The 17,706-nt window shown below is 37.7% G+C and carries 17 protein-coding genes and 1 other annotated feature; of the genes, 6 read left to right on the forward strand and 11 right to left on the reverse strand.

Translation table 11 applies throughout. The features are described from left to right. Positions 1–9 precede the first annotated feature (9 nt). Both ACQKFG_RS27315 and ACQKFG_RS27320 read left to right on the forward strand, forming a co-directional pair. A complete protein-coding gene (locus ACQKFG_RS27315) occupies positions 10–594 on the forward strand; it encodes a DUF3238 domain-containing protein (RefSeq protein ID WP_427564171.1) in 585 nt (194 codons plus the stop codon). A gap of 71 nt (positions 595–665) precedes the next feature. Beyond that, the gene (locus ACQKFG_RS27320; protein WP_427564173.1) at positions 666–1,292 is read left to right on the forward strand and encodes an FMN-dependent NADH-azoreductase; all 627 of its coding nucleotides are present in this window, start codon (positions 666–668) and stop codon (positions 1,290–1,292) included. 616 nt (positions 1,293–1,908) lie between these two features. Here the strand turns inward: ACQKFG_RS27320 and ACQKFG_RS27325 are convergent. The 9 genes from ACQKFG_RS27325 to ACQKFG_RS27365 form a co-directional block, all read right to left on the reverse strand. Next, positions 1,909–2,406 (reverse strand): DinB family protein, encoded by a 498-nt coding sequence (locus tag ACQKFG_RS27325; protein ID WP_342614638.1) that lies wholly within the window; start codon positions 2,404–2,406, stop codon positions 1,909–1,911. Between the two features lie 209 nt (positions 2,407–2,615). Continuing rightward, positions 2,616–3,137 carry a DinB family protein gene (locus ACQKFG_RS27330; RefSeq protein ID WP_427564175.1) on the reverse strand — a complete coding sequence of 174 codons (522 nt, stop codon included), beginning with the start codon at positions 3,135–3,137 and terminating at the stop codon, positions 2,616–2,618. 27 nt (positions 3,138–3,164) lie between these two features. Beyond that, on the reverse strand, positions 3,165–4,166 hold the full coding sequence (locus ACQKFG_RS27335; RefSeq protein ID WP_427564177.1) for a hypothetical protein: 1,002 nt from the start codon (positions 4,164–4,166) through the stop codon (positions 3,165–3,167). A 501-nt stretch (positions 4,167–4,667) separates the two neighbouring features. Continuing rightward, on the reverse strand, positions 4,668–6,104 hold the full coding sequence (gene proS, locus ACQKFG_RS27340; RefSeq protein ID WP_427564179.1) for a proline--tRNA ligase: 1,437 nt from the start codon (positions 6,102–6,104) through the stop codon (positions 4,668–4,670). A gap of 63 nt (positions 6,105–6,167) precedes the next feature. Next, positions 6,168–6,385: a binding site (T-box leader), on the reverse strand. A 126-nt stretch (positions 6,386–6,511) separates the two neighbouring features. Beyond that, entirely contained in the window at positions 6,512–6,961 is a 450-nt protein-coding gene (locus ACQKFG_RS27345; RefSeq protein ID WP_349730167.1) for a GNAT family N-acetyltransferase, read from the reverse strand. A 433-nt stretch (positions 6,962–7,394) separates the two neighbouring features. Beyond that, on the reverse strand, positions 7,395–7,532 hold the full coding sequence (locus ACQKFG_RS27350; RefSeq protein WP_427564182.1) for a hypothetical protein: 138 nt from the start codon (positions 7,530–7,532) through the stop codon (positions 7,395–7,397). Positions 7,533–7,679: 147 nt separating this feature from the next. Further along, positions 7,680–8,063: a YkvA family protein gene (locus tag ACQKFG_RS27355; RefSeq protein ID WP_427564184.1), complete on the reverse strand. Its 384-nt coding sequence runs from the start codon at positions 8,061–8,063 to the stop codon at positions 7,680–7,682. Positions 8,064–8,348: 285 nt separating this feature from the next. Then, positions 8,349–8,753 carry a DUF1259 domain-containing protein gene (locus ACQKFG_RS27360; protein ID WP_427564186.1) on the reverse strand — a complete coding sequence of 135 codons (405 nt, stop codon included), beginning with the start codon at positions 8,751–8,753 and terminating at the stop codon, positions 8,349–8,351. Between the two features lie 300 nt (positions 8,754–9,053). Beyond that, positions 9,054–9,185, reverse strand: a complete 132-nt coding sequence (locus ACQKFG_RS27365; RefSeq protein WP_427564188.1) for a hypothetical protein — start codon at positions 9,183–9,185, stop codon at positions 9,054–9,056. Positions 9,186–9,528: 343 nt separating this feature from the next. Here ACQKFG_RS27365 and ACQKFG_RS27370 point away from each other — a divergent pair, with 343 nt between their 5' ends. Together ACQKFG_RS27370 and brnQ are read left to right on the forward strand one after the other, a co-directional pair. Next, the gene (locus ACQKFG_RS27370; RefSeq protein WP_427564190.1) at positions 9,529–11,208 is read left to right on the forward strand and encodes a NucA/NucB deoxyribonuclease domain-containing protein; all 1,680 of its coding nucleotides are present in this window, start codon (positions 9,529–9,531) and stop codon (positions 11,206–11,208) included. Positions 11,209–11,942: 734 nt separating this feature from the next. Next, a complete protein-coding gene (gene brnQ / locus ACQKFG_RS27375; RefSeq protein WP_427564196.1) occupies positions 11,943–13,286 on the forward strand; it encodes a branched-chain amino acid transport system II carrier protein in 1,344 nt (447 codons plus the stop codon). A gap of 146 nt (positions 13,287–13,432) precedes the next feature. Here the strand turns inward: brnQ and bla are convergent, their stop codons facing one another. Beyond that, positions 13,433–14,365, reverse strand: coding sequence for a class A beta-lactamase (gene bla, locus ACQKFG_RS27380; RefSeq protein ID WP_427564192.1), 933 nt, complete (start codon positions 14,363–14,365; stop codon positions 13,433–13,435). Positions 14,366–14,683: 318 nt separating this feature from the next. Here bla and ACQKFG_RS27385 point away from each other — a divergent pair, with 318 nt between their 5' ends. Both ACQKFG_RS27385 and blaI read left to right on the forward strand, forming a co-directional pair. Next, entirely contained in the window at positions 14,684–16,495 is a 1,812-nt protein-coding gene (locus tag ACQKFG_RS27385; RefSeq protein ID WP_427564198.1) for a BlaR1 family beta-lactam sensor/signal transducer, read from the forward strand. Further along, positions 16,476–16,856 carry a penicillinase repressor BlaI gene (blaI, locus tag ACQKFG_RS27390; protein WP_192206661.1) on the forward strand — a complete coding sequence of 127 codons (381 nt, stop codon included), beginning with the start codon at positions 16,476–16,478 and terminating at the stop codon, positions 16,854–16,856. The genes ACQKFG_RS27385 and blaI overlap by 20 nt, the downstream gene beginning before the upstream one ends. Positions 16,857–17,113: 257 nt before the next feature. On the opposite strand, the gene ACQKFG_RS27395 is transcribed toward blaI, so the two are convergent. Then, positions 17,114–17,464, reverse strand: a complete 351-nt coding sequence (locus ACQKFG_RS27395) for a hypothetical protein (protein WP_427564194.1) — start codon at positions 17,462–17,464, stop codon at positions 17,114–17,116. Positions 17,465–17,706: the final 242 nt, after the last annotated feature.

Here is a 17,706-nt window from a genome sequence, read left to right on the forward strand (position 1 = left end):
GTGTGTCTCATGACTAATATCGTTAAAGTTAGAGCAAGTGTATTTATTCCAATGTCTTGGACTGAACCTAAGAAAGATATCCAAACGGGAAACATAATCCAATTCGAAGGTGATGCACGTGAATTTACACCTTATGCAATAAACGCTATGCGTTCTAGAGTGGAACAAGAAGTAGTTGTAGATTTTTACAAAAAAGAAATTTTCACATATGCGAATACGGGCATAACAACAGAAAGAATCACAACTCCTGATGGATCCGTTAATAAAAGAACAGGAAAAGCTAATACGGAAGGCATTTTGTGCACTGATGTTGTATGGGGGTCAGATGACGTCAAATTTCAAATGAGTGCAAGTGCTAGCAACCCATTAAATGTATATGCACCTCCCGTTGATTATCTATTAACGGTACATGTCAAACAAGAGGGTACTGTCGATATGCAAGGTGCACATGACGGATTCCCTTGTTATGAATTTTATAAGCAGGTAAACTTTGGTCCGTTTGAGAAGGTTCATACACATGACTTCAGAGAAACTGGTGATACAGCTGAAGCTCTAGGTGGAGACATGGAATATAGTTTTAAAAAGATATTGTAAAGACAATAGGATTCCCTTTTTAGTGAATAAATATATAACAACATAAGAGTGAGTAACAGGAGGAAAAGAGAATGACAACAGTTTTATTTGTAAAGGCAAACAATCGTCCCGCAAACCAAGCGGTGAGTGTGAAATTATATGAGGCTTTTTTAGCAAGCTATAAAGAATCACATCAAAATGATAAAGTAATAGAGCTTGATTTATACAATGAAGAATTGCCATATGTAGGAGTAGATATGATTAATGGTACTTTTAAAACTAGTAGAGGACTTGATTTAACAGCCGAAGAAGCTAAAGCAGTAACTGTTGCTGATAAATATTTAGAACAATTCCTTGCAGCAGATAAAGTTGTTTTTGGTTTCCCATTATGGAACTTAACAATTCCGGCTGTACTACACACATATATTGATTATTTAAACCGCGCGGGCAAAACATTTAAATATACTCCAGAAGGTCCAGTAGGTCTGATTGGAGATAAGAAAATTGCATTATTAAACGCAAGTGGCGGTGTATATTCTGAAGGACCAAAAGCCGAAGTAGAAATGGCTGTTAAATATGTAGCAAGTATGATGAGCTTCTTCGGTGTAAAAAATATAGAGAAAGTTGTGATTGAAGGTCACAATCAATTTCCAGCTAAAGCAGAAGAGATTATTGCTTCAGGGCTTGAAAAAGCTGTTAAAGTAGCAAGTACGTTCTAATTAATAAACACTTGTCACTCAATATAGCAGTACCACCACTTTTATAGCGGTGGTACTGTTTTTTTATTCGCTCATCTTGCTACTTTTGAGGGAATTAGAACCCAATTGATGTAATATTCCATTTTAATCTTATAAAAAGATAGAAAGAAGGATTACATTACAATGGAAAGTTGATAGACAAAATATATATAAACTTGATTTCCTTCTTCAACTATTCTGTCCTTTAGATTAAGTACAATCCCTCAAAATCTCATCGACAAATAGCGAACTTTCTTTTTAAATGAACTTCAACAATCTGGCCCAATTGTTGAATAAAGATCAAACAGCACCCTTCAACCATCCTGCCCCTTTAGTGCCATAAGAAAAAGCTGCCTTAAAGGCAGCACCGACCTTCAGCTAACGCACCCGTTCGTTCATTAAAAAAAGAAACTTCTTCAAGAATTGCGCCCTTTTCTTGAATAAACAAAAAGCTGATATTAACTGGTATTGTTCAATTAAAAATCCTCAACTGTTAGTGATCAACGATTGTAATCATTCTTGTCACTTGTAGTAAAGTATCGGCGGTCATGCCGGTGCCCTACGACTTTTTGGCGAGTATTGGATCGAGAAACTTAATTCATTGGGCTCCCTCGTCTGCCGAGGGGCCGTAGATGCCCGGCACCGGAATATCGAGAAGTCGCAAATAAACCCCGAGCTGCGCCCGGTGATGAACCATGTGGCTTAATCCGAAGGTGCGGAGCGCAATCGCCCGCGGCTCTTGAAGGATGATATGGTCGCCGTGGCGCAGCGTCCATTCCTCACCGAGCGTTTTCTCTTCGCATTCGGCGAGCAGCTTTTCCAACTTGCCGACGTTTGCGTCGAACTCCTCCAGAACGTCAGCGCGTTTTTCTAAAGGCTCACGCCTCAGCGGCACGGCCGAAAGATCGAACTCCGGGTACTGAATAAGCGCGACTTGCCAGTTTAGCAGGTTGATCAGGTGCGTGGCCAGCCCGCCGAGCGTCATCGATTTCTCGTGCGGCTTCCACGACATATGCTCCTCGGGCAACCGTTCCAGAATGCGGCGCGTTGTGGCCAGTTCATGCGTTACGTCGCCGACGATCAGTTTTTTGACCATAAATTCCTTTCCTCCCTTATGGGGTATTGTAAAAGCAATTAACTTATTCTAGCTGGTAATGTTAAATATCATAGAAGAGTCAGATCATTTCAGATAAACAATTGTTTGATTAAAGCTATCCGTTAGCTGAAAGAAAGAGCTGTGTAAACAGATCTCGTTCTCAACAAACGTCACCTTTTTGACGAAAAAATGGATTACTCTTCTCTTACCTATTTCTGATGAAGCACATTATCAGAATACCAATAAAAAGCATAATCAGTCATAACTGAAGAAGCACCCAATTGATGCAACATAGCTGAAATATTCCCTCTATGATAGGTTCCATGATTCACAACATGTAAGATCATTTCAGATAGACTTGTTTCTCTTAAACTTGCCCATGGATTATCCAGCATAATTCTTTTTTCTATATCCTCCTGACTTTTCAAAAATGATATGAACCGAGTTGATAAAGTGTGGAATTCCATTTCTAAGTCTTCAATGGGCAGTTTCTCTATCTTTTCTTGAAGTTGTAATGATGATTGCATTGCTTCGTTCATATTCTGACCTTCGAGGATATTAAGCCATCCATAGTCGACTAAATAGATATGTGACAAAACCTTTGAAACAGAAGAAAAGACACTTTTCATTTCCTTTTGATATTTCTCAGGAGAAAGTGTCTTAAGATGATCAATAATCCGTTGATTTGCCCATACATGATAGTTATATAGATTTTCTACATGATTAACCATACAATCGCCTCCTTATCATCACATTTTTTAATATTCTTTATCAGAATGAATTATTCCTTTAACTTTACTTCTAGAACTGCGCATTGCTCTCCGGCGGTCGTGCAGTACCATCAGGATAATTATTCCCATCATCACTCCCAAGACGCTACCTAACTCGGTGGTTAGTACATATGCAAGCGGGTACTCTAAAGCAGGTTGCGCATCGGGGCGAGTGGCGGACAAGCGGTTAAAGAGGTTATAAGAGAACAGCATTCCCGACGAGATCCATGCTGCTGCCATAGGAGGGAGGAACCTCTTCGACCCGCGGCGGGTGGTCAGTACCAACAAACCCCACGCCCCCGCGAAGGCCCACACACCGGTACTCAACGACAATAGGTGCCACCATAAATCGCGGTTATCCAACATAGCTGGGTTGATGCCAATAGTTCCACCAACCGCCCAGAATATCTTAATAAATCCAAGCAGGATACAGCCAGCCGCGACAAGCCTAGCCAAGGCGATATGCAGTTTCTGGCTGTTGCCCGGGAGTAATTCAATGTTGATTGGATCAGCAAATGCCTCTGGCCAACGCGCTTTAGCGTATCCAGCTAAGGCGAAAGGCAGGCAGATGCCGACTCCAACCAGTGAGACCATTACGAAAATCTGCTCATATACCCAAACGTTGGCAGCTCCTGCCTGCTGATCGCGTATCATAGCAGCAGGACCAAGCACAGGCGCCAGCAACAGCATAGGAATAAGTAAACCAGTACCTACCCATACGGGCAAGGCAACCAACCAGGCGGGCAGTCGCTCACCCCATGTCATGCTAAACGCCAATGCTAACAGGATACCAACTGCAGCTAGAACCATTGTTACTGCGTTTGCAGTGCGCCAACTTAGGTCGCCCATTTGTTCGGTCGGCATGAAGAGACCGAACGTCCAGGCGATTTTGATTAACAGATAAGGCATTATCGCTATAGCGGCACCATACCCCCAAAATCTACGCTTCTTCATCAAATGTGAAATTGGCTGCTTTTTCATTACTGTCATGAGGCCACCCCGGCCGCCAGACCAGTGAGTTCGTAAATCTCTACCTCTACAATGAACAGAGCGCTTCCAATTAAACTCTCATGTTTATTTCTATTTATAACTATAAATAAACACCCCTTAAGATTATAATTTAAACTGTTTAAGTTTTAATGAATCATAGGACTTTTCACGAAGATAATCATTTCCCCCATTACGCTCACCATCAATACCCTAAAAATGGTTCTGCCCGCTTTAACTTTAACATAATATTCCAATTAGAAATCCTTTATTCTAAAAAATTGACACAAGAGGGTCGCCTTCATTGACGACCTTCTTGTGTCAATTCTTCTTGAACTATCCTGCCCCGATAGTTACATAAGAAAAGGAGCTGCTGATCAGCTCCTGATAATGAAGTAAAGCACCATTTAGTTCTATAAGAAAAGCGAATCTTCTTCCAGAATCGCGCTAAAATAGGATCTTAGTCTTAAAATCAATTAATTCCTCTTTCACGAAAGCCCTAGATTAGTAAGCACGAGCAAACCAAACCGTATGTTTTGCTTCTTTACCACAATGAAGACATGTGTGCTTTGTTGTCGGTGGGTTAAATGGAATGTTTCTTGTTGTGAATTTTGTTTTTTCTTTTACATTTTCTTCACAAGCATCCTCTCCGCACCAACCAGCTAATATCCAACCAGGAATTGTTCCATTTTGTTCGGATTCTGCTAGATGTTGTTTTAACTGTTCGATTGTATCGATATGTGTGTGTGAATTCTCCGCACGGAAAGCTTTTGCTTTTTCAAATAGACGAGTTTGCATTGTTTCAAGTTCTTTTTTAATGTTTTCAACAATTGATTCTAAAGGTACGGAAACTTTCTCCTCTTCATCACGTGCTTTCATTAAACCTTGATTATTTTCTAAATCACGTGGACCAAGTTCAATACGTACAGGTACACCTTTTAACTCCCATTCATTAAATTTATAGCCTGGTGATTGATCAGAATCATCAAGACGAACGCGAATTCCTTTCGCTTTTAAAGCTGCAAAGATTTCATCTAATTTCTCCATAATTGCATGGTTCTTTTTCCATGGACCAACTGGAATCAAAACAACTTGAGTCGGTGCTATTTTTGGTGGTAAAACAAGACCTTGTTTATCGCCATGAACCATGATGACCGAACCAATTAAACGTGTGGACGTACCCCAAGATGTTGTATGAACATATGCGTGTTTATTTTCTTTATTTAAATATTTTATATCAAACGCCTCCGCAAATTTTGTACCTAAGTAGTGTGAGGTACCTGCTTGTACGGCTTTTCCATCTTTCATCATCGCTTCAATGGAGAATGTATCAATCGCACCAGCAAAGCGTTCTAATGGTGTCTTTTGCCCATCATAAACTGGAATCGCAAGTAATCCTTCTACGACTTCTTTATAAATAGTTAACATTTGCATTGTTTCCTTACGCGCATCTTCTTGATCCACATGAGCAGTATGACCTTCTTGCCATAAAAATTCAGAGGTACGGATGAATGGAAGGGTTTTCTTTTCCCAACGGAATACATTTGCCCATTGATTAATTAAAACTGGAAGATCTCGATAACTTTTAATCCAGTTTGAATACAAATGTCCAATCATTGTTTCTGAAGTTGGACGCAGTGCTAAACGTTCTTCTAATTTCTCTCCTGCTGCTTCTGTTACCCAAGGAAGCTCTGGTGAGAATCCTTCAATATGATCCTTTTCCTTTTCGAAGAAGGATTCTGGAATTAACATTGGGAAATATGCATTGCGATGACCGGTTTCTTTAAACCGTTTATCCATCTCTTCTTGAATATGTTCCCATAATTCATAGCCATCTGGCTTAAATGCAATACAACCGCGAACTGGGGTGTAATCCATTAAATCAGCTTTTTGAATCGTATCAATATACCATTTTGAAAAATCGTCTATTTTTTGTGACATCGTCTTTTCCTCCTGAGTATATGAAATAACTTTTAAAAATAAAAAAAGCATAAAGAGTCCTTAAAAAAGGACGTCTTTATGCTAATAGACGTGGTACCACCTTAGTTCGACATTAATAATGAATATTAAGTCCTCTAAACGTTTGTAACGAAACGACTCGGTTAATTTTTAGCTAACATCTCCGTGGTAGGGTTCAATAAGAAGGGGTGATATAGCTTTCAGCCAAGGCTATATTTTCTGTTTCACAATCCTTATTTACTTGATCACATCATTGATTACATATTTATAAATTAATATATCAATTTGCTAAAAGTTATTCAATTATTAAACCTAGAAATTCAATTTTCTTTAAAGACAGCTCCGAAGCTAAAGTACCCGTTAGTTTAAGTGTTATACTTCACAAATCATTAAAAAATATTTAATTCTAGAAATTCATCAGTTTCCATAAAACCAAACTTCTTATACACTGGTCTACCCATTTTTGAAGCCCCAAGCCATATTTGTGAAATACCTGAAATCTTAACTTCATCAACTAATTTAGTTAACAGCTTTGTTGCGATTCCTTGCCCACGATAATTTTCATTAGTATACATATTTGTGATATAAGCCTTTTTTCCAGTCTTATTGGTGTAACAAGGTGGAAATTCATAAAGAATTACTGCACCACAAGCTATAATTTCTTCATTATCTTCCACTAGCCATTGAATTAAAGTACCATCACTTAGTTTATTTTTAAAGAAATCATATAGTTCTCTATCAATATCTATATTAGGTTCTATCCCCTCATCAACTAATTGCTTTTTTCTTAACTCGACCAATTTATCAATATCATCGATATTTGCTTTACGATATTTCAACTTCTCACAACTCCTTTATAAAGTTTAACTGACCAGCCCCATAGCATACCAAAAAAGGCGATACCTTAAAGAATCGCACTCATTTAGACTAGTCAAATATATTCTTGATTAAGCGAATCATCATTCTTGGTATAAACATTAAGATGTTCCAAACTAATTCAAATAAGATTGAATCTCGAATTTCAATAAGTATGTCTTTAAAAATGCCGCCCTGACCATTCTTTTTCTCTTTCCTGATTTTCATCTTCTAACTCCTAATAACTCAATATTCATTTAAATTATTATCCAATTTCCTTTGTGGTAATAAATATATCGTTTGATCTAAAACTTCCTCCTTTACTTCATAAATTAATCTTCCAACAAGGTCTCAATCTTTGTTTAACTATCCTGCCCCGATAGTTCCATAAGAGAAAAACCGTTAGTTAAAGAACGTTTATTTCTTATCTCTAATTTCTTCTAAAATTTCTATTCCACGATTGTTTTGTTTTTCTATATTTTTTAATCTTTTTTCAATAATATTTGAAGAAAAAAATACAACAAGTATAAGAGCTATCCCAACCAATATATCCATATATATCCTCCTGAGTTCATTTTACGTTTAAGAGCATAACTTAATCAACCTATATTTTCCAGATCCATTATGCAACCAACCTGCCCCGTTAGTCCCATAAGAAAAAGCTGCCTTAATGACAGCTCCGATCATAAGCTAACGCACCCGTTATTTCATTAAGCGATAAATATTTATAATAGCCCATATTATAATCAAGCCCCAAATCAATACTATTATAGAGCCCACTATCCAATTCTTCGGCTTTCCGTTTTTCATCATTTCCTCTGCCTTAACTTCACAGTCGGTTAATATATTCTTTCGTATCAGCTTTAATGCAATCATTATCCCTATTGGAACGAGAATTACATCGTCTAAGTAGCCAAGAATAGGTATAAAATCTGGTATTAGGTCAATCGGACTGAAAGCATAAGCTACAACACAAGCCGTAAATACTTTTGCATACCAAGGCACTCTTGGATCTTTACAAGCAAAGTAAAGGATAAAAATTTGTCGTTTTAGATTCCTCGCCCAAGTTTTAATTTTTTTGAACATTTTATCTCCTAATAATCGTTAAGATTTTATTTTCATTATAACAAAATAAAATTTACTAAAGATTGTTATTTCACTAACCTACCTGCCCCGTTAGTTGCATAAAGAAAAAGCTGCCTTAATGACAGCTCCGATCCTCAGCTAAACCACTCATTCGTTCATTAAGAAAATCCATTCTTAGTAAAGAATCGCACCCGATTGTTGAAGAAAATCTTTTGTACACTATACTCGTAGTGAGCTATTTTACTTGTACTAGAATTGCGTCCTTTTCATATAACTAAAACTTTCTTAAGCAACGGGATAACTGCGTAAAAATGAAAATGAGTGTACCATCTTTTTTGCAAAATTTAATGGAGGCTCAATAGATTGAATGTGAACATACATAATTAAAGGTTCAGTAAATAACCAGTGATTATGTATGGCACTCACAATCAAACCCTGTTGGACAATTGAATAAATAAAACTAGGAATCTCTTCTTGTAAAACAGCGATTTCAGCCAAATTTAATGCATTACCACTTTGATCCAATGATTCAAATAAGACTCCTGCCGGCACAACAGAACTGCTTTGGCGCCCTTGAACTATCACCTTAAAATCGCGGTGTAATGATACAGAACAACTACCTTGATTTACGTTACTTTTTCCTTTTAGGAGAGTAGCAAATTGTTCACAAATTGAATCAAAGTTATTCATCTAACTGGCCTCCCTTTACTAATAAAATTATGTTGTTTGACACTGTATTATGTTTAAAGAAATCCCCTTTCCCGTACAATCTATCAGTTTCCATATGAAAACACCGACCAGAAACTGAAATAATCAAAGATATTCTTCCTAAACCTGATAAGCCATAACCAAACAAAGCAAACCCTTTTCTATTTTTCAACCAATCCTAACGACGACCAGAGAAAAATTTTTAAAAATTTGCCAAGGTTTCTGATAAACCATCTATACTCCCAATAATGAAAGGGCCAGACGAAGCAAGAATGATTGGGATTAAGGAGTCACCCAATAGGTCCCCATATCTTCCCGGTATGAACTAATCACCCGTTCATTCAAGTGAACCACTTCACAATAATGAACGAGAAGCACTGAATCTGGACGTTCGAAATATTTAAGCTTAACCATTAGTCTCCTCTACCTTGTTTTTTCTACATATAAAGGAACGTTATTCCTACTTCGATTGTTATTGAACAATCGCCTTAAACACATTTCCGTTTTTAACCAACTTTATTTATTGCAACATCTTTATTGTCATTAACCTTATCAGGTCTTTTGGATTGGTCACCATCTTCCTATTTAAAAAACATTTGGTAAAAAATGTAGGTTGATAGCATTATTTGATTTGGAATGTATTGTCAAACATTTTATTTTGTAGTAACCTATCAGCGATTTAAATCACACCGAGCTAATAGCGCACTAGTCCATGGGTAATAAACAGCTGTTACTTTTCAATAAGGGAGGAATTGTAATGTCCCGGTTACACAAGCGTTGTTTTTCAATTGTCCTTGTCATGCTTTTGTCCCTTGGCATCTATGCACCTGTACAGACACAAGCAACTTCAGCAGGTGGAGGATACTGGGTCCCAGACAACAAGATCAAGCAGGCAACCGAACTGATGAAGCAAGGCAAATCCCTCGGGGAGCTTGAAATCAAACAAGATCAAGTCCAGCAAAAAGAAGGCATTCAGACATTGGATGAACTGATGGAGGCCGACCAGCAAAGTAAAGCGACATACAGAGCGAACTTGGCACCTCCGATCAAGACCGCGGTCGGATGGGTGCCCCCGGAATTTGACTATGATCATATCTTGACTGTAGATGAATGCCGTAGAAGTCCTGACAGCAGTTCAGAAACAGGGTATATCAAGAACCGTTATTCCTTCTGTTGGTCCCATGTGGCGACATATCAAGTCCCAGTAAAATGCATCGGAGGGATCTGTATAAACGCAGGGGTTCAATTTCAATTCACGGAAATAGGTTATGGTTCCAACCAAAGCCGGAACATGAGAATCTATTATACACTTGACGATATCATCGTGACCGATCCAGCTTTAAATGGAGCCAAGTTGAAAATCGATATGGTATGTGAATCGAAATTGAACGCAGGTGACTGTAAAGAGGATCCCGGCTATCCACCGACGGAACGAACGATCGCCCACTGGAAAAACACGAACTTCGATACAGAAATCTTCACCTCAGAAGCTCCCCCAGCAACTGATTCAAATCCTGACCAGTTGGGATACATGGAATTCTGGCCGAAACTCACCCTTACCCATTCAGCAAGGAAATACAAAAAAAGCATAGATGGCATTAAACAGACCGTCCGTTATGACTCTGCAAAATACATGTTCGCTTTCCCAAATCAATATTTCCGGCAAGGAGCCGTATTCAGCAAAGCCACACCGGTCTTCAATGTCCCGATCACGAAGCCGGAATTCAAAATGCTAACTGAAGCCGGCCAGCATTGGAAGGACGCTATGGACCACCCAGAACAGACAAAGCCTCAAATGGTTGGAAAGAACATACCGGGAGCCGTGGGAGACAGCACTCTGACACGGATGTATACAAAACGTCATCAGGATGAATACAACCGTAATAGGAACAAGACAAGACGGATTTGTGACCGGGAGTTCGGAGATGAGGATCGGACAGGAAAGCAGTGTGACGAATATCCTTTTGCTTCCACCTGGGAAGGTTCATCGACGAACGGATCGGATAATTTTTCTGTAAGAATGATTTCCGCTGATTCGAACGGTGCTGCAGGGACATGGCTCGGTGCCTGGTACGCCTATGACCGAATTCTGGATGGGGATGCTTTTAATGTGGAGGTCGAAGCTCCTGAGAAAATCGCGACGATCCGATCGGAAGGCCAGCCCCAGGACGGCCAGGATAACCGATCAAGTGATAACTTCACGATCGGGAACATCCCTCCTTACGCGACCAAGTTACAATGGAAAATCGTCGACGGTCCTAAAGATGCAAAATTCGATGTCATGAAAGACATCAGCTTCGGTATCGACGAAACGATCTTCTATGATCTTACAGACGGGACCGAGTCAGAAATCAAAACGAGTGAAGATTTCTATATCGCCAGACCGAAAAACACCGATGGAGAAAGCTTCACCGTCGAAGTCTATGCAATCCCTTAATAATGGAAGATTAGTTGAATAAAAGACGAAGGCTAGTCAATAGAGCTTGGAGACTCCAATCTAAGCTCTTTTGACTAGCTATTCATAGTGACTACTACCCATCATATCCCCGATAACGAAATAAGCAAATTATGCATTTTTCACAGATGACATTCCAATTAAATTTTAAAAGTCTTTTTCATGTTTAAGTGTCCTATTATTCTCAACACGCATTTTTGCATTTTCAAGCGAGTTGGAAACACTCCTTAATTTATATCTGCATTAATTCTCTTCTATATTTAAATCCACTATAGTTCTTGTTTCACTAATCTGATACGCTGTTTTTCACAGCTGCCACTTTTATCCCCCCAATGACAACTTTATTTCTTGTTTTTTCCTCCTTTGTATCCTTTAAAGAGAAAGAAGTATGTATTACAATATACCAATAGTTATAAAATGGAATTTAAGTTAATGATTACATATCACTAATAAGGGGCTAAGTAGGGGGATTTTCTGCATTTCATAGCGATTATCATTTGAATCGCATTCATGGTAGTAACAACAATTTGCTTGTCGTTAAAAAAGAACCTTATTGCATATTAATTAAAGCCGCCCAAAAGGAGAAACTTAAAATCTATATTGAAATCTATTTATCAGGTCATAATACAATCTTATGTATTTAGTCTGTTATCAATTTTTTGAAAATTATTTCTTTTTTTAAAAGTAAAATTAATTTCTTTCTTGGAGGTTTTAGTTTGGCTACTAGAGTACCATTTTCATTTATATTAGTTATTGGTTTAATGTTATTTGCTCTATTTTTTGGGGCAGGAAATTTAATTTTTCCACCAATGCTTGGTCAATCTGCAGGAATGAATGTCTGGCCAGCAAATGCAGGGTTTTTATTAACAGGAGTTGGCTTACCGTTACTCGGTGTGTTAGCACTTGGTTTTTCGGGGAAAGATGATTTACAGTCGTTAGCAAGTCGGGTCCATCCTGTATTTGGTATTGTATTCACAACTGTTCTTTATTTAGCCATTGGTCCTTTATTTGCTTTACCTAGATCAGGAAACGTTTCTTTTGAAATCGGTGTAAAACCTTTTTTGTCAGACAGTCCAGGCTCGGCACCTTTACTTATTTTCACAATCATCTTTTTTAGCATTACGTGCCTTTTTTCGATCAATCCCGCGAAAGTTGTCGGAATTGTCGGGAAAATATTAACACCAATCAAGATAACGTTCATTGGAATCCTAGTAGTGGTTGCTTTTAAACATCCAATCGGAGATTTTCAAGCACCTATTAATAATTATTCAGTTCAACCATTTTTTAATGGATTTAGAGAAGGTTATTTAACAATGGATACGCTTGCCTCTTTTGTTTTTGGCATCATCATCATTAATGCCATTAAAGAAAAAGGTGCTAAAACAAAAAAACAAATTATGATGGTTTGTGCAAAAGCAACTGGAATTGCTTCCTTTTTCCTGGCAACCATGTATTCAGCTCTTTCTTATATGGGTGCTTCAAGTGTAGAAAAACTTGGGCACCTGGAAAACGGAGGCACCATCTTGGCAAAAGTCTCGGATTATTATTTTGGAGCTTATGGCGGGATATTGTTAGGATTAATGATTACAGTAGCTTGTTTAACAACAAGCGTAGGACTTGTTACATCTTGTTCTTCATTCTTTCATAAACTATTTCCAAAGGTACCTTACAAAACAATTGCTATTAGTTTATCTATTTTTAGTGCCATAGTTGCCAATATTGGGCTAACCCAGTTAATTGCTGTTTCCATTCCTCTCTTAACAGCTATTTATCCATTAGCCATTGTATTAATTTTCTTGACATTTTTTCATTCTTTATTTAAAGGGAAGGCTGAAGTGTATCAAGGAAGCTTACTTCTAACATTTATAGTCAGTTTATTTGATGGATTGAATCGAGCTGGCATACACTTTTCTTCCATTAATAATTTTTTTAATGAAATTCTTCCTATGTACGATGTCGGACTGGGGTGGATCATTCCAGCAATTGTTGGAGGATTTCTAGGGTTTAGCAGTAGCATACTACGAGGGAAATTCGGTCTTAATCCCCCAACCAGTAGTTAAATAAAATAAGGTCAACCAGTTTTTCTACTGGTTGACCTTTTAAAATTGAATGTTGAGGCCAGGAACTCCCTAGTTCCACAGATAAGAAGACATCACCATAACAATCGTTTTGGGAATGAATCTACTAAAAAAGGCTGCTTAACGTTCTATTTATTTTTGACTTTAAGGGCCTTTATTACCTCTTTTGTGGCCTCAGCAATAAGGTCGTCGTTGTAATCGGCATCTTTTTTATCACGACTTGAAAGTACAGCAAGAACAATAGGTTCTCCTTTTGATGGCCAAATGATCGATATGTCATTTCGCGTACCATATGATCCTGCTCCAGTCTTATCAGCCACTATCCAACCTTTCGGCACTCCAGCACGAATTAACGCATCTCCAGTAGTATTTCTCTTCATCCAGTCTATTAAAAGTTCACGTTTCTCAGTTGGAAGTGCATCTCCCAATGTAAAAGCCTGAAGACTAGTGGCAAGTGCTCTTGGTGTACTCGTATCATGAGTTTCACCAGGATTAACTTCATTTAAATCTGGCTCAATTCGCTCAGGGTTGGTGACTTTATCCCCGATTTCCTCCAGTGCCTTTTTAAATCCAGCCGGGCCGCCCAGTTGTTTAAGGATAAGGTTTGCAGCAGTATTGTCACTGTATCGAAGAGAAGCATCAGAAAGCTCCTTAAGAGTCATCCCCGTATCGACATGCTTTTCTGTGATCGGATTATAATTAACAAGATCCTCACGTGTATAGGTAATTCTTTGATTAAGTTCTTCTATTGATTTCTGTTGTAAAAGTGCTCCTACAGCTAGAGCCTTATGAGTGGATGCATAAGCAAAACGCTCATCTGGATGATAGGTCACTGTTTGGTTTGTGCCAGTATCCAACGCAAAGACACCAAGTTTAGCATCAAATTTTTCTTCAAGCTTAGCAAAAGCATGGTTATCGGCGGTTTCTTGTTTTTTAGGTTTAGTTAATTCCGTATTAACGTTATTGTTTGAACAACCTACAAGCGTTGCACATGAAAGAAATAGAACAGGCATAATTTTTCTGAATGCGGAAGTACTAAAAATGTTGCTCAATGATTTCATAAGATTCAACCTCTTTCTAAAATAATATATTTATTATGTATTCTCTTTGGATAGCAGCCGGATCTTTAACTCTTGCACCCTATCTTTTGTTCATGATGATGCAGACCTCCTTATTATTTGATTAGACTCTTATGCACGAATTGAAAAAACCAAGGAGTTTTAACGGATTACATTTGTAGTCTCATTACATCTGTAGTACAGTATTACATATGTAATCAAATAAAGTCAATTCTTTATTTTTTCACCCTCAAGCCACTATAAATATGCTATATACCTGTTTTTAAAATTTAAAAGTCAAGAGAGTTGGTATTGAAGGACATGTATTTAACCCATTTTATAATAGGTCTATTGGTGTCTTCATTTTCCGTTGCTGTTATTCTACTTATACGAAAATGGTTTGGAAGACGATTAACAGCAAAATGGTACTATCATTTGTGGATGTTTCTTTTTATGGCTTTAGCACTTCCATTCATACCCACTGATTTATATAATTTTAGTACCCTCTTTAGCGGTGGGGATACATATCAGGCTAATGCACCCAGCTCTAATATGAAAATGACTGGAACTGATATGATGCAAGGCCTGCACCTAATACAAGACTTTTCTGTATCGGTCAATCGGCCGGACCTGTCCTTACTTAATATTGGGGTGATGGGTTTATGGATGTCAGGGATGCTTTTATTTACCTTTACTATGGTTCGTGGATGGCTCACACTTAGAAGGATAAAGAATTATTCTTCTCCGTTTTCCAATCAAGAAGCTCTCCTGCTTTTCGAAGAATGCAAAAAAAGACTACAGATTAAAAAATCAATAAAGATTGTCATTTCGAAAAGAGTCCAATCTCCAATGATATTCGGGCTTTTTCAAACATATATCGTCTTGCCTTCCCAGCATGAAGACTGGCTAAGCTTGAAAAATTACGAGTATATCTTTCTTCATGAACTGAGTCACTATAAAAACAAGGATTTGCTGACAAATTACGTGATATTGTTCTATCAAATCATTTATTGGTTTAATCCCCTTGTCTGGCTCGCTTTTAGAGAAATGAGATTGGATCGGGAAATCGCATGTGATGCATCTGTTTTACAGTTACTAGATGATCAGTCATTTAGTGAATATGGAAATACAATCATTAATTTTTTGGATCTTTCAAAACGGTCAAGTAAACTACAGATGGTGACACATTTAAACGGTTCGAAGCTTCAAATCAAAAAACGAATTGAACGAATTTCTGCCTATGAACATTCCACAAAAAAATCAATAAGAAAAAGCGTCTTTATTTATGTGTTGGCCAGTATCATTTTGACAATCCAATTACCTTTCGTTTCCGCATTTACGACGGAAAATGACCGATACTATTTTAATAATGATGGAGTGGTTTCTGAGGATTTACATCAATTCTTTAAAGGGTATGAAGGAAGCTTTGTTTTATATGATCATGCCGCACAGCAATATCGCATTTATAATGAAGAGAAAAGTACATTGCGGGTATCACCTGATTCCACATATAAAATCTATAGTGCCTTATTTGCACTAGAATCAAATGTGATATCTCCCGAAGAATCCACCCTTTCATGGGATGGGACGGAGCAACCCTATGACGCTTGGAATATGGATCACGATGTCTCATCTGCTTTGCAAAATTCTGTAAACTGGTATTTCCAAGCATTAGATCGTAAAACAGGATTCGAAACAATACAATCCAATCTACAAGCGATAAACTATGGAAATTCCGATGTATCTGGGGGATTGGGTGAATTCTGGCTCGAATCCTCATTGAAAATCTCTCCAGTCGAGCAGGTCCAACTGCTGCAAGCCTTTTATTACAATCAATTAGGATATAAGGAATTGCATAGTCAAACTGTAAAGGAAGCCCTACTCTTAGAAAAGAATGAGGGAGCTAGCCTATCAGGGAAAACAGGTACAGGAACTGTGAATGGAAAAAACATCAATGGCTGGTTTATCGGGTATGTAGAGACGAAGAACAATACTTATTTCTTTGCTACCAATATACAAAATGAAGATGATTCATCTGGAAGCAAGGCGGGAGAAATTACTTTATCAATTTTAAAAGATTTAGGAATCTATCAAGAAAATGGTGGGGAGAAAAATGGAGAAAAACATTCCTAGCATATCAGAATCAGAATGGGAAATCATGAACGTGCTTTGGGATAAAGCCCCTCAAACAGCAAATGACATCATCGTTTCCTTACAGGAGAGTAGCCAGTGGAAGCCGAAAACCATACGCACTCTTCTCGATCGATTGGTTCAAAAAGATGTAGTAGGTGTCAATAAAAATCTAAGAGTTTACACCTTTTACCCGCTCTATACACAGGAAGAGTGCCAGCGTGCCGAGACCGAATCATTCATCAACCGTATCTATGGAGGTACCTTGAAATCCATGCTTGTCCAATTCATTCAGGAAGATACCCTATCTGATGATGATATCAATGAACTACGCTTTATTTTAAATAAGAAACCTAAAAAGTAATACTATAAAAAAAGCGATTTGGAATTTTTCCAAATCGCTTTTTTCGGTCGAAATCGAAATAGCCGAGGACATATTTCTCATGTAATTATCGCTTTCTTCTCTGTAAATACTACGCCCATTAGACATAAACTAAAAAACAAGTGCAAAGCTACATACGAAAGGAGCCATTAACGATGAAGGATGAATTCATTCAACTAAACTGCCCCGTTAGTTCCGTAAGAAAAAGCATCAGATAGTTGAAAAACTCATATCCTTACTTAGTTTCTCAAATATACGACACTGTCTCTTCTTTCTACTTGAAAATTTAAATCATCTTTAATATAAAGCATATAACCAGCATCTTTATAATTCTCAGATTCAAAAGAGATACCATATCCATTACTCTCAGGATAACCATAGAAATAGCAGACCACTTTTCCATCATTCAAAAATACAATTTGATTCATTCCTTCATTTACAGTTTCACTAATGGTATCCCATTTATAGCCTACCGTTTTATAAATATCCTCTTTCGGGGTATATGGTCCAAAGGAATATACTACATCCCAGTCAAACGGTGTTACATCCAATAAATTTATTGTTTCAACAGAATTTTCAATTGATAACACTTCTTCTTTTAATAACTCTTCGTTTACAACCCATACATCCTTCTTTAATAGATTGGAATTAGTATAGTTTCATGGACACATTTTAGTTAAGTCCTTACAATGATTTTTGAGAGGATGTGTCCGTCTTGGGACGTAAGAATACAGGTGAAAAATATAATAATGAATTCAAGAAGACTATTGTAGATCTTTATCACTCGGGTAATTCAGTTAAAGAATTAAGCGGCGAATATGGCGTATCAGAA

The organism is Peribacillus sp. NPDC076916, assembly GCF_050269675.1.
GTDB classification, from domain to species: Bacteria; Bacillota; Bacilli; order Bacillales; family DSM-1321; genus Peribacillus; species Peribacillus aracenensis.